The organism is Tolypothrix sp. PCC 7601, from assembly GCF_025677855.1.
GTDB lineage: Bacteria > Cyanobacteriota > Cyanobacteriia > Cyanobacteriales > Nostocaceae > Aulosira > Aulosira diplosiphon.
On the sequence record NZ_CP064882.1, the window covers coordinates 103205 to 117948 of the forward strand.

The following is a 14744-nucleotide window of genomic DNA, read 5'->3' on the forward strand; positions in this document are numbered from 1 at the left end:
AAGAAGGCTCGTTCTAAGTTTAAGAGTAAAAAAACGAAGTCACAGGAATAATTGTACTCCAAGACAACAGTTATCTTTTCAAATTATTAAACGTGCAAGTTGAATCTATTTAGTTTGACGCTACGGTAATTTATTGTTTCTCAATTTATAATTTCATAGTTTAACTATTTTCTCTCTCATAGTTTGAGTGTATGAGAATTTGTCCATCTTTTTTTAGTCTCTAGTTCTCGCAATAAATACGCGAACAAATTTCTCTTGATCTTACCCCCCTCTTTTTCCTTAACCGAACAGTATTGCTCTACTACTGGTTAAAATTGACAGTAAAAATCCAGATGCCAACCATTTAAGACAAAGAACCTTTAGTGATGGAATCCGACGCAAGTTAGCTTTCAGTTCTGGCAATAGTTATTACTTTGCGGATGATTCATTGCATAAAAAAATTAGACGCTTATTTGCTACAGAACCGGATACTGCCTGTCGCTATGGTTCTTTACTAGTTAGCAATTGCTACAAAGGCTCAGAAACTTTTACAGGGCTGCGAGTTAAAATTGTGGACTTTGAAGATCCACAATATGCTCATTATAAAACAGGAGACTGTCACTGCAAGATTTCGCCCCAACTTGCCAAACAATTAGGAGGAGAAGGCAATTGTCCATTCCAATTTCGGTTTGCCTGGAGGAGTAATTGGACTGAACCAGATAATTCTCAGTACCCAAAAACCAGCTTCTTGTCCAAAGGTACTTTCCTACCCGATGCCAATTTGACTGATGCCCAAGGCTACGACATTATTATGGATCGTTCCTCAATTAAAGGTATTAAAAAGTCGGAACTCAAAAACTTAATACCCTGCGGTGACTATGAGTTTCCCCAAGCGGTAATTGGTAATCGAGGTAACGCCAAAGCTACCAGCTACGATAATAGTTGGCAGTTTACCATTTGGTACTCAGAAGAAGCAATCAAAGAAGATTTGAGCAAACCCACCGAAGAAAAAGCTAGAGAACTTGCCGAGTTGCAGCGCAATCCCTTGGTGTTAGCAAAATATATCATTCAACAATATGACAAACAACAGCGATCGCCTACGGCGGGCGTTCCGCCATCGCAGCAAGAGCAGTCAGAAGAAGCTTTTAACGAAATTGAGGGTAATGCTAACAATCAAGCGCAGGAATCTCGCTGGATTTCCCTATTACGCAGCGATAAATATGGTCAATTGATTGAAACCCCCAAATTTCGCAAGTTTGCCACCGATTACATAGCCAATCAATGGCGTGATCTAGCAATTAAGGGTGGATACAACCATAATTCGGGTATGGCAATGCCATGCGATCGCCTAACTCGTGGCACAATCTGTGTACCCCATCTACCGGAAGGAGATGTCATTCTCACCCGTTACCCCATCGTCAACTCAGACAACATCCGCCTCTACAGTAACATCCACGATCCAGAATTGAAGAAAACTCGCAATGTAGTTTGGATTCACCCCAAGGATGCCGAGGAATACCACCAAGCCGATTTTGACGGCGACCAATTAATGGTCAGTTCTGCTAGTAAACTACCTAATATTGCTCAAGAAACTCTCCGCGCAGGTGAACCGGGGCGATTTGAGCCAGTTAAACAACGCCCTAAGCTGGCGTATACGGAAATTACAGATGGAGAAGGCAACTTAAAATACAAAAATTTAGCAGAGATTGCTGCTGCTAGCAGTCAAAATAAAGTAGGGCTAGTAGCAACAAACATTGGGCGTGTACAGTCATCGATGCCCCAAGACGGTGAAAATGTAGAGCGATTTGAAAAACGACAAAGGAAGCTACTAAACCGTCTATTTCAAGCACTTCAGGTTGAGGTAGATTCGCCCAAAAGTGCAGAAAGATTGGAAGATCTCAAAGAAATAGGTGGAGAAAATTTACTCGCCGATGCCAAAAAATGGTCAGAGTCTCACCCCAGTTACTTTTTTGACTTTAAGAAAGATGAACGGCTTTATCGCTCCTTTGCCATGCCTGCGGATGCTCCCGGCTCAATCAACGTCATTGCAAGAGTTGTAGTCAATCCTTTGTGGGAACCAACACGCATTCGCAGCAGAGATAGGCACGAGTTTCGCTACCTGTTTCCGGGTGAACGAAAAAAGGTGTGGGAGAGTAGTTAGCGGATTTAATACGCTAACATAGCTCTTGATGCGATGCAACCAAACTACCCATGAACAACCTCCAATCAATTCTGTCTCACATTCATGACACACTCAATTCCTTACCGGAGTGGAACCATTTAGAAGAATTTGTGCGCGAATTCTACAGTATGTGGCTAAAATTAGGGAACGAGGTGCAAAAAAGCTTATTTCAAGCCAAAATAGAAGAAAAAGAAGCCCAATACTCACATCCGAGAACTAAACGAGAAAAAAAGATATTACACTCCATTAGGTGAAATGGTTCTTGTACGTAGAGCTTACGTTACAAGAGATGGTATTAAGGTCAAGGTTGATGAAGAGTTAGGTCTACCAAAAGATAAATGGCTACCAATGGTATTAGAATTAGCCTGCGCTTTGGGAATCAGTAGTGAGTTTCCTAACTCTCACTCCTTGTTTCAAAAATGGACAACGTTAGAGTTAGCAGAAAAAACTTTAGCTAATCAAGTAGAAAAAATCGGAAATGAACTACAAACACAAGAGTTCGATGGAGAATGTTTGCCAGACACTTCTTCAGAGTTTGAAGTCCCTAATTTAGAGGATGAGCCACCAGATTTATTATATGTGGGAGTTGATGGAGTCATGACTCCCTTGAATCAAAAACAAGGATATAAAGAAGCAAAAGTTGGTGTAATTTTCTGGAGTAAAGACCATCAAAAAGTTGGTAAAAAAAAGAGGTGTGATCCGGGAAAGGGAATATGTAGCTACTTTAAAATCGCGGAGAGAATTTAGGGATAGAGTCTCCCATTTATATCATCAAGTAGCTCTTACAAAACCCACAAAAACTGTAGTGATTGGTGATGGCGCACATTGGATTTGGTCGATGGCATCAGAACAATTTCCAGGTTCGGTGGAAATTCTCGACTTTTTTCATCTCTCAGAATATGTGTGGTCAGTGGCGAAAGCCGCTTATCCGAATAAAGAAGACACTCAAAAAAGATTGGGTGAAAACCCAACAACAATTACTGAAGAAATCTGAATGGACTACAGTAATTGAAAATTGTCATCAATTCCCCAAAAAAGAAGAAAGATTTAACCAAAGCAATTACCGATTTAGAGCGTTATTTAACTAATAATCAAAGTCGAATTGATTATCGCTCTTATTTAAAAGCTGGTTTAATGATTGGTTCAGGAGTTGTTGAAAGTTCTAATCGGCGTGTGGTTACACAAAGATTAAAACAAGCAGGTATGCATTGGTCTTTTTTTGGAGCCGAAGGAGTTATGGCTCTTAGGGCAGCATATTTAAGTTCTTCTGAGCGATGGTCAAATTTTTGGTCATCCTTATCTTACAATCAAATTAAGTTAGTGTAAGATTCACGCTAACCTTGGACTTTTAAGCTTGTATTTAATAGTGGTCAAAACAAGAGAACAGAGTCTTTCAGATTTAGCACACAGAGTAGAACTTTTAATTGCCAAAAGAGAAGAAATCAACCAAGAAATCTCTACTCTTAACAAGAGTGATGTAGCTTTTTCTGGTTGTTGGATTGTTCGTTACCGCGCCAAAGGTAAGGGCGGAGCTTATTGGTATTACAAGTGGCAATCAGGATCACCTATCTTTGTTACCAAAAATGGTAATAAAAGTTGTCATCAATATATTGGTAAAGCAGGTAGTCCAGCTTTCTTAAAAGCAGTTGAGATGATGAAAAATCGGACAAAAAATCGAAGCGTTAAACCAGGTGCTTCATACACTAGAGCTAGGACTCAATGACCTAGTTGAAGAAGCGGCAAGATTTCAAAAATAATTCATATCGAAGTAAGAGTTAACATCTACATCAGTCAGAGCTTAGTTAGCGTAAATGATACGCTAACTCGTTTTTTCTTCCCCACACTTTTTTTCGTTCACCCAGTAATACTTTGCGCCGGGAATAATCACGGTCAAATCCTGACCAGTCTACTGCTACTCCTTGTGTGTATAGTTGCCCTAAACTTGAGAGCATTTGTTGCCAATCTTCTTGAGGCGGACGTAATGAAGGCAACCATAATCCCACATTTTCTGGCAGACATTGACGACCCATTCCCAAGAGTATTGGCTTAGGTCCAATTTCCAAGAACAGTTTATATCCTTGCCGATGAAGGGTTTGCATACTCTGAGCAAAATGCACAGGTTGCCGGACATGGTTCACCCAATATTCAGGGGTGGCGATGTTTTCTGTGGCCTCTTGTCTAGTAATATTAGAGATTAAGCGTATGCGAGGCTGACTGTAGGTGACTTCTTGGGCTACGGCTTCAAAATCCGCAAGCATCGGTTCCATGAGCGGTGAGTGGAAAGCATGGGACACCTGTAGGGGTTTGGTTGTGATTCCCATCTGTGCGAAATTGCGACAAATTGCTTGGATCGCTTCACCAACACCGGAAATCACAATGCTGTCGGCACCATTGATGGCGGCGATCGCTACCTTGTCTGCATAGGAGGCAATTACATCTTTTACCTGCGACTCTGATGCCAACACCGATACCATCTCTCCGCCACTAGGCAACTGCTGCATTAACCTTCCCCTAGTCGCCATCAGTTTCAGTCCTTCTTCTAGGCTGAATACTCCTGATACGGTTGCTGCCACATATTCCCCGACACTATGACCCATGACCACATCCGGTTTGATGCCCCAAGATTGCCACAACTGAGCTAAGGCATATTCTATTGCAAACAGGGCTGGTTGAGTGTATGCGGTTTGATTTAGAAGTGAGGAATTTTCTGCAAGTACTGTTGACTGTGGATAAAGTACTGACAACAAAGGCTGCTCTAGGTAGGGACGCAGAATTTGGTCGCATTCCTCCAAGGTTTTCCGAAAAGTGGGTTGAGTTTGGTATAGTTGCCAACCCATATTCACATACTGGCTACCCTGACCTGTAAACAGAAAAGCTACTTTGGGTGAACTTGTACTGTTAGATATTTGACCAGAAAATATTTCTGTAACTTCTTTACCTACTGTGATGTTGCTGAGTTTTGTAGCGAGTTCAGCTTTATCAGAGGTAATCACTGCGAGTCGATGATTGAAATGAACACGCCCTGTATTGGCAGTGTGACAGATGTCTTCTAGCTCTAATTCTGGATTATTTTCCAAATGATGGGCATAACTACTAACTAACTCTGCCAAAGCCTTTGGAGTTTTTGCTGAGAGAGATAATATCTGTAATTTACGCTCTAAAGATTTTTCAGGTTGGATTTGTTGTGGTGCTTCTTCCAAGATTATATGAACGTTTGTCCCACTAATTCCAAAAGCACTGATACCTGCGATTCTACTTTGATTGCCTACATTCCAGGGAATTGCTTTGGTGGGAACGACCAGAGGAAGTTGATGCCAAGGAATATGGGGATTGGGTTTGTTCAGGTGCAAATGGGGCGGTATTTCTTGATTCTGAAGGGATAAAACCACCTTCATCAAACCGCAAACTCCTGCGGCTGCTTCCAAATGCCCGAAATTGGTTTTTACTGAACCAACTACCAAGGGTTGATTTATCGGGCGGTTTTTGCCATAAACTGCTGCCAAAGATTCTAGCTCAATCGGGTCTCCAAGGGATGTTCCTGTCCCGTGAGCTTCTACATAGCTCACCTGATGCGGCTCCACTCTGGCATTTTGTAGTGCTTGCTGAATCACTTCTTTCTGAGCCATCTGATTGGGAACTGTCAGACCACTGCTAGGTCCATCATGGTTGACAGCGGAACCTCGAATCACCGCTAAGACGTTATCACCATCAGCCATAGCATCTGAAAGACGTTTCAGAACTACCATCCCACATCCTTCTCCCTGTCCATAACCATCTGCCGCAACATCAAAAGTTTTACAGCGACCATCTGGAGCTAAGGCTTTCAACTTGCAACGACTGATAGTGCTGAGAGGCCATAGAATCAGATTGACTCCGCCTGCAAGGGCAAGATTGGATTCTTTGGAACGCAAACTTTGGCAAGCTAGATGTACAGCTAGTAATGAAGAGGAACAGGCAGTATCTAATTGAATATTTGGACCTTGTAAGCCAAGGAAGTGAGAAATACGACCTACAGCCATACTTCGGGCGTTACCTGTGCCAAAGTGGGCATCCATTAAGAACCTGTTCTCCAGACTCATATTTCGTTGGGCATAGTCATCTGTGCAAATGCCGACATATACACCTGTTTGGCTATTTCTGAGTTTTGTTGGTGGTTGTCCAGCGTTTTCTAAGGCTTCCCAGGTCACTTCTAAAAGCAGTCTTTGTTGGGGGTCTAAACTCACTGCTTCTCTGGGGGAAATTCCAAAAAATAGGGGATCGAACTGGTCTACTTGCTGGATAAAACCACCTTGTTTTGTGTAGGTTTTCCCCGGTGCATCAGGATTAGGATCATAGTAAGCATCAACATCCCATCGGCCAGGTGGGACTTCTGTTACAGCATCAATACCTTTATGTAATAAATTCCAGAATGAGTCAGGGTCATTTGCATTACCTGGAAATCGGCAACCCAGACCAATAATTGCGATAGGTTCAGTTTTTTCTTTGTTGACTGCTTCAAGTCTAGTTCGCATTTCTTTGATAGTTTGAAGCACTTGTTGGGAAGAAACAACTTGTTGCCCTGTCGTTAAATTATTGGTCATTTCACATTCCCTGGTTGAGTAAAAATTCAATTTCTTTCAGTTCATCTTGAAGTGCCGTCGCGATTATTTCCTCTGTCATGGCATTCGCGATCGCATCTTCACATAGAAGTTCTATTTCACCATTAATCAGAGTTCCTTGGTTGGGATTTTCATAATATTTATCAATCTCCAATTTTTCCTCTAACTCTCCCATAAAAATCTTTGTGATTAAATATTTAGCCAGGTCTTGAATATTAAAATGTTCAGACAATGTTGTGACTGCAATAGCACAACCTAAACTTGTCTGTAATAAATCTTTGAGTTCGAGCATCATCGAATAGTTCATGCCCATGTCAAAGAATCCTAACTGTGAATCTGGGCTTTGGGAGTCATGAAATCCTAACAATTTACCAACCACACTTTGCAGGTAATTTATCATTAGCTGGTGGCGTTCCGTCTGGGGAGTTTTCTCAAGTTGTTGTAAAATTTCTGAATATGGTTTTGATAATTGACCATATTCTTGCGATCGCTTAGTTAAAATATTTAAGAGTTTAGGTAGTAATTTTTTCTCTTGTTCGGTCAGTAGTTCCGATAAATTTAACTCCTGTGCTAACTGCTCTGGATAAATTTCATTCAGTAGTTGAGCAATGAGATTTAGGCTATTTTCTCGGGTATCTTTTTGATGCCCATTTTTAGATGCTTCCAGCCAATAGCGTTGCCTCTGAAATGGATAAGTTGGCAGTACCACTTTATGACGGGAATAATCTTTGTCAAACCCCGACCAATCGACCTTTAAGCCTTTTATATACAACTGCCCTAAACTAGAGAGGATCTGTTGCCAATCTTCTTGCAGAGGGTTTAATGAAGGCAACCATAATCCTGCATCCTCTGGTAAACATTGACGATCCATTTCTAAAAGTATTGGCTTGGGTCCAATTTCTAGGAACAGTTTATATCCTGACTGATACAGGGTTTGCATACTCTGACCAAAATGCACAGGTTGCCTGAAATGCTCTATCCAATATTCAGGGGTGGAGATTTTTGGTGTTGCCTTTTGTCCAGGAAGATGAGAAATGATCGTTATCTGAGGCTGACTATAGGTGACTTCTTGGGCTACGGCTTCAAACTCTCCTGGCATGGATTCCATTAGCCTTGCTCTAGTGACAATTAGTTTCAGTCCTTCTTCTAGGCTGAATACTCCTGCTACGGTTGCTGCCACATATTCCCCGACACTATGACCCATGACCACATCCGGTTTGATGCCCCAAGATTGCCACAACTGAGCTAAGGCATATTCTATTGCAAATAGAGCTGGTTGAGTGTATGCGGTTTGATTTAGAAGTGAGGAATTTTCTGCAAGTGCTGTTGACTGTGGATAAAGCACTGACAACAAAGGCTGCTTTAGGTAGGGGAGCAGAATTTGGTCGCATTCCTCCAAGGTTTTCCGAAAAGTGGGTTGAGTTTGGTATAGTTGCCAACCCATATTTACATACTGGCTACCCTGACCTGTAAATAGAAAAGCTACTTTTGGACTTTCCCCTTTAGCTTGTCCTCTGACTACTCCATTTGTCTGATTAAATTTGAGAAAAGCTTCCAGTTGTTTCTGTAATTCAGCATTAGATTCAGCTACTACCGCTAATTTTTGTTCAAAATGGGCGCGTCCGCTATTAGCTGTGAAGCAAATATTTGCTGTTGATGCTTCTTGATTTGACTGCAAATATCCTTGATATTTTTTGACTAGTTCCTCCAAAGCCTGTTCATTCTTGGCCGAAAGAGTTAAGATGTGCAAAGGACGCTCAACTCCTACCCTCTGAGTCTTTGGCTGTGGTGCTTCTTCCAGAACCACATGAGCATTCACACCCCCAACCCCAAAAGAGCTTACACCAGCTCGCCGAGGTACTACTTCCCCTGCTAAGGTTTTTAACTGCTGCCATTCTTGGGTTTCAGTGACTATATAAAAGGGGCTATCCTCTAACTTAATACGTGGATTTAATTGCTGAAAATTTAGAATCTTGGGCAATTTTTTCTGCTTCATTGCCAAGAGGACTTTAATCACCCCAGCAATTCCTGCTGCTCCTTCCAAATGTCCAATATTGGTTTTAACTGTCCCTAGACCACAATAGGGTTTTGCAAATCCTGGCAGCTTATACTGTTGATACAGTTGTTTAAACCCTCGTTTCAGGGCATTAATTTCAATCGGATCACCCAAGGGAGTACCAGTGCCATGAGCTTCAATATAGGAAATCGTATTAGGGGCGACATTGGCTTTGGTATACGCTGCACGCACCACTTGGGCTTGTGCATAAATACTGGGAGAAGTCAAAGTTCGTGATTTTCCACCATGATTCACCGCCATCCCTTTAATCACACCATAAATATGATCTTTATCCTCAATAGCTTTTGCTAGAGGTTTTAATAAAATCATTCCTGCTCCTTCCCCCCGCACATAACCATCTGCATGACTGTCAAAACTATGGCACTGTCCTGTTGGGGACAACATCCCTAGTTGACTCATTTGCAGGTATCCTATCGGTAAATTCATAACACTAATTCCACCCACCAGTGCTATTTCACAGTCCTTTTCTTTCAGAGCATTCATTGCCAAATGGAGCGCTACTAGTGAACTGGAGCAAGCTGTATCCACAGGAACACTCGGACCGCGAAAATCAAAGAAGTGAGAAATTCGGTTAGGAATCATACAAGTCCAAGTTCCTGTTCCCAGATGTCCCTCGATTTTTTCTTGATCCTGGTTAAAATAAAGGATTGAATCGTAATTACAAGCTCCAATAAAAACACCAACTGGGCTTCCTGAAAGTTGAAATGGTGAATACCCAGCGTCTTCCAAACAAGACCAACTCAATTCCAGCATCAACCTCTGCTGCGGTTCGAGCATTTTAGCTTCACGAGGGGAGATGCCAAAAAACTGGGCATCAAACTCGTCTAAAGCCTCAATCAGTCCAGACCATTTACTAATAGTTTTATTTCGCTCTTGAGGATTGGGAGAATAATACTTCTGGGTATCCCACCTCTGGGTAGGAATTTCGGTGATGCTATTGACTCCAGCTTCCAGGTTGAGCCAAAATTCCTCGTAATTATTAGCCCCTGGAAAACGACAATCAATACCTATAATTGCGATCGCTTCACTCTTGCGTTGCTCTGTTTCTTCAGTTTGGTTGGTTGCGTGCTTTGGGAATTTAACTCCCTCTTGGCTGGAATAAAAATTCTCTTGATCTTGTTGGGAATTTTGATTCATCTCAAACCCTTATTCTGAGTGCGGAAACTTTTTGATCCCGTATCTCTCTTTCAAGAAACCAGATTTTCTGAGACCTGAGGAATAAGCTCAAAACCAAAAGCCTGGGCTTTTTTGTGGAGATTCTTAACCATTCGCTCACGATAACGCTGCTCATAATAATCCATACCAGGATCTATTGACACGGTGATGTTTTTTAGCTGCAAGTACTTTTGGATCATGTTTCCCAGGGGCAATAGCTCGTATGATCGCCATACCTGTAGTGCCTAAATGAGATTATAAGCTTTTTCCCCGAGCTTAATCGCATGATCCAGATAGGTAAGCCAGACTCTTACAAAGTCGAAGACTAATTACTTACCGTTCGCGCAATCGAGGATGAGTTTGGTGAAATAGATGAAATAAGGGAGAGTCTCTAAGCAGGCGATCGTTTTTGGCATCCCTTATGCCAGAAAGAAAGTTGTGTAGGGTGTAACGGTTTAATGGTAAGTGTGAGAAATGGCACATTTACCCCAACAAATAATCTCAGAACGAATCGACGATGTGGTTCTGCTGCTAGAGGTGATGAAAAAAATGGGACTGCCAGAAATCCTCAACCAAAATTTGCCACGTCATTGGAAACAGGAAGGGCTGGATTGGGGATGGGTAGCTTGCATTTGGTTATCATATATCATCTCACAGGGCGACCACCGAAAAGTACGTGTTCGGGAATGGGTGGAACAACGACACTACACCATAGAGCAAGTATGCGGATTCAACATTCGAGAAACCGACTTTACAGATGACCGTTTAGGAATACTGTTGAAGCGTTTAAGCAAGCCCGAAACTTGGGAACAAATAGAACGGTGTCTCACGCAAAACACTATCCGAGCCTATGACTTAGCGGTGGAGCAAGTGCGTTTAGACGCAACAACAATTAGTGGACACCATCTCGTCAGTGAGTCAGGTTTATTCCAATTTGGACACAGCAAAGATGATCCAAACTTGCCACAGGTAAAACTCATGATGGGGATGATAGACCCATTAGGGATGCCTCTTGTCACTCAGGTAGTATCTGGAGAACAAGCAGATGATGGGTTGTACATTCCCGCCTACCAACAAATTGCTGCCACACTGAACAAAAAAGGGTTGTTGTTTGTTGGCGACTGTAAAATGAGTTCACTATCAACACGCTGCAACATACATATTCAGGGAGATTACTACCTATGTCCATTATCCCTAGTTGGTAAAACTCCAGAACTTCTTGCCGGCTGGGTAGATGATGCTGTTGCAGGTAAATTTCCCCTGATTGATATCAAGCGAACCAGTGTTCATCACAACAGTGAAACCAGCCCAGACTTGGATGTCCTTGAAACAACTATCGCCACTGGCTATGAGGTGTGTCGTCCTGTCGAGGTGGTTGATGAACAATTGCCATTACTATGCTGGCAAGAAAGGGTGTTGATTGTTCACTCACCAACACTTGCAAAACAACAGGTTCAGGGATTAGAGAAGCGACTTCACAACGCACAGCAGAAGTTGATGGCGTTAACTCCACAAAAAGGTCGTGGTAAACGACAAATCAACGACCTACAGGTTTTATTGCAAAAAGCTACAGAAATTCTGCACCTTTATCGAGTCGAAGGCTTACTGAGTTTCGATTATGAGTGCCAAGAAACTGTTGAAGAAACCTATATTGGTCGAGGTCGTCCCACATCTCGCCCCAAGCAAATTACTCGAAAAATTAGGTATCAAATTCAGACTGTTATCCGCAATGAAGATGCTATTGCCCAAACTCACAAAACTTTTGGCTGGAGAGCTTTTGTCACCAATGCTCCCAAGAGTCTGTTAGGAGTTGAACAAGCTGTACTGACTTATCGAGACGAATGGATTGCTGAACGTGGTTTTCATCGTCTCAAGGGTGCGTCACTTTCGATTGCTCCCATGTTTGTGCAACGTGACGACCAAGTTACCGGGCTGATTAATTTACTGAGTCTAGCCCTACGTTTGCTGACAATTATCGAGTTTGTTGTCCGACGGCAATTAACTGCTATTGAGGTCAACTCTCTTGCTGGACTGTATCCCGAACATCCAAAAAAAAGGACTGCTCAACCTACTGCTGAACGGTTGTTACGTGCTTTTTCTAATATCACTTTGACGATTATTGAAGCCCGTGGTCAGCGTTTTGGTTATGTTCCTCCTTTAAACCCTCTACAACAGGAAATTATGAGTTTGCTTGGTCTTCCTTCGGATATTTATAGCAATCTTGTAGATAATTCCTCTTAGTCAAATTCTATTACGCGAACGGTGAGGACTAATGAACGAGTATATTAATAATTATCCTGACAGTTAAAACCGAACCCACAATAGTGTGTTGAGCCTGATTAGGAGCATGGTTCTGGGGCATTATGGCTATGACATTGGTGAAGGATAAAGTTTCCTATCCCGTTTGAAAGATTATCTATGAATACATCCCTTTTGTCAGGACTATCCATAATAACTAGAACAGGGTTGCAGCAATGAAATTGCCAGCAAATCAACAGAAGAACCAGCCTGTACCTGTGGTAAAACCTTCATCCACTCTAGAAGAAATTAACCAGAACGCAGCCGGAATAGACCTTGGTAGTGGAGAACATTGGGTTTGTGTCCCCACTGATAGAGCAGATAAAAATGTTCGCCGATTTGGGTGTTTTACCCCTGATTTAATTGCAATGGCCGATTGGTTAAAGGAATGCCGAATAAATACCGTGGCAATGGAAGCCACAGGAGTTTATTGGATTCCAGTGTTTCAGATATTAGAAACCAAGGGTTTTGAGGTCAAATTAGTCAATGCTCCGGAGCGTTAAAACAGTCCCTGGGCGCAAAACAGATGTGTTAGATTGCCAGTGGTTACAAAAGTTACATACCTATGGACTACTGTCTGGTTCTTTTCGCCCAGAAGACCAAGTTTGTGTACTACGCAGTTATATCCGTCAGCGAGATACCTTAATCAAGAGTGCTAGTGCCCATATACAACGGATGCAAAAGGCACTCATCCAGATGAATTTACATCTCCACAAAGTCATCAGCGATGTGACTGGTTTGACCGGAATGAAAATTATAAAAGCAATCGTTGCTGGTGAACAAGACCCACAAGTTTTAGCAGCCCTCAAAGACCCACATATCAAAAGCAGCACAGCAGATATTGCTGCATCTTTAACTGGTGATTACCGCCGTGAACATTTATTTGTCCTCCAGCAAGAATTAACACTGTATGAGGTTTACCAACAACAGATTATTGCTGTTGACACTGAAATTGAAAAATGTTTAGCATCTTTTGAACCTAAAACTTTAGATGAACCGCCAACATCACCAAGAAAACGCAGAAAAAAACCGACTGCAAATCACCCCGATTTTGATTTGCATAAGTATCTTTATCGGATGGCAGGAGTTGACTTTACATTCATTGATGGTCTTGATGCCTTAACTGTTCAGACCATTTTATCTGAGGTGGGATTAAACCCAAAACGCTTTCCTACAGTTAAGCACTTCACATCTTGGTTAGGTTTATGTCCTGGTCAAAAAGTGACTGGTGGTAAGGTCAAAAGCTCTAAAACTCGTAATGTTGTCAATCGGGCAGCCAATGCTTTTCGCATGGCGGCGTTTTCTTTAACTCACAGTCGCTCTGCTCTGGGTGCGTTTTATCGCCGGTTACGTTCTCGCTTGGGCGCACCTAAAGCTATCACTGCTACTGCACACAAACTGGCTCGTTTGTTTTACCAGATGTGGATTACTGCTGGGCAATATTCTGATCCTGGTATGGACTACTATGAGCAAAAATACCAAGAACTGATGCTCAAAAACCTCAAGCAAAAAGCTCAGGCTCTTGGCTTAGAACTCATTCCTATTTCCCACCCCACCGAATGTGTTTCTTGAAAGAGGGTTCATGCAACAAAGCCCTGCTTACGTCCCACTTGGTTACAGTAGTGCAGGTTTTCATCTCTAGGATGCGGCTGTGCTATCTCGTCTGCTAGCTCAATTCCCATGAGCATTCCAAAAACCCTTCTGTTTGCCACCCTGGTAAATGAAATACTGATTGAATTGTTTCCATAGTGGCAATTGCTACGTCACTATATAATTTGATGCTCCTTAGCAATTGTTTAATTGCAAATGGGGTGATCGCCCTTTGAGACAACTTCAAGTGCGAGCGCTTGATCTCATTCATTATACTAGTATTAGCATGTATTAAATTAAACATGAAACAACAAGGTGCAATTCTCTGGCTTACAGGGTTAAGTGGTGCGGGGAAAACAACTATTGCTCACGGTGTAGCCCAAGAACTACAAAAACGAAATTACTTAGTAGAGTTGCTAGATGGTGATATCGTTCGCATCCATCTTTCACAAGGGTTAGGCTTTAGCAAACAAGACCGAGATATAAATGTGCGTCGGATTGGCTTTGTGGCTAACTTACTTAGTCGTAATGGCATAATTGCGATCGTTGCTGCTATCAGCCCCTATCGTGAAGTTCGCTCCGAACTAAAACAGACGACTACCAACTTTATCGAAATTTATGTCCAAGCACCACTAGCAGTTTGTGAATCCCGTGATATCAAAGGGCTTTACGTCAAAGCCAGGGCGGGGGAAATCAAGCATTTTACTGGCATTTCTGACCCCTACGAAGCACCAATTAATGCAGATATTATCTGTCAAACTGATAATTTTACAGTTGAAGAATGTGTTAACCAAGTGCTGTACTATTTAGAACGCCAAGGTTTAATAGACTTGTCCGAAATATTAACTTAGGAAAAGAAAAATGG

At 42.1% G+C, this 14744-nt stretch carries 6 protein-coding genes and 2 pseudogenes; 6 read left to right on the top strand and 2 right to left on the bottom strand.

From position 1 onward, the window contains the following. Positions 1-427: 427 nt before the first annotated feature. The 3 genes and pseudogenes from HG267_RS38895 to HG267_RS38905 all read left to right on the top strand — a co-directional run bounded on the left by HG267_RS38895 (position 428) and on the right by HG267_RS38905 (position 3884). Complete coding sequence (locus HG267_RS38895) at positions 428-2140, top strand: hypothetical protein (RefSeq protein ID WP_228045830.1); 1713 nt, start codon at positions 428-430, stop codon at positions 2138-2140. A 50-nt stretch (positions 2141-2190) separates the two neighbouring features. Further along, positions 2191-3487 (top strand): annotated as a pseudogene (locus HG267_RS38900) (ISKra4 family transposase). A 40-nt stretch (positions 3488-3527) separates the two neighbouring features. Continuing rightward, complete coding sequence (locus HG267_RS38905) at positions 3528-3884, top strand: hypothetical protein (protein ID WP_263420093.1); 357 nt, start codon at positions 3528-3530, stop codon at positions 3882-3884. Positions 3885-3963: 79 nt separating this feature from the next. On the opposite strand, the gene HG267_RS38910 is transcribed toward HG267_RS38905, so the two are convergent. Beyond that, positions 3964-6741, bottom strand: coding sequence for a type I polyketide synthase (locus HG267_RS38910; protein WP_052335496.1), 2778 nt, complete (start codon positions 6739-6741; stop codon positions 3964-3966). Position 6742: 1 nt separating this feature from the next. Beyond that, on the bottom strand, positions 6743-9973 hold the full coding sequence (locus HG267_RS38915) for a type I polyketide synthase (RefSeq protein WP_052335497.1): 3231 nt from the start codon (positions 9971-9973) through the stop codon (positions 6743-6745). Positions 9974-10465: 492 nt separating this feature from the next. On the opposite strand from HG267_RS38915, the gene HG267_RS38920 reads away from it, so the two are divergent. The 3 genes and pseudogenes from HG267_RS38920 to cysC all read left to right on the top strand — a co-directional run bounded on the left by HG267_RS38920 (position 10466) and on the right by cysC (position 14730). Beyond that, positions 10466-12232 carry a hypothetical protein gene (locus HG267_RS38920; RefSeq protein WP_045873139.1) on the top strand — a complete coding sequence of 589 codons (1767 nt, stop codon included), beginning with the start codon at positions 10466-10468 and terminating at the stop codon, positions 12230-12232. A gap of 275 nt (positions 12233-12507) precedes the next feature. Continuing rightward, positions 12508-13861, top strand: a pseudogene (locus HG267_RS38925) (IS110 family transposase). A gap of 320 nt (positions 13862-14181) precedes the next feature. After that, on the top strand, positions 14182-14730 hold the full coding sequence (cysC, locus tag HG267_RS38930; protein WP_045874955.1) for an adenylyl-sulfate kinase: 549 nt from the start codon (positions 14182-14184) through the stop codon (positions 14728-14730). Positions 14731-14744: the final 14 nt, after the last annotated feature.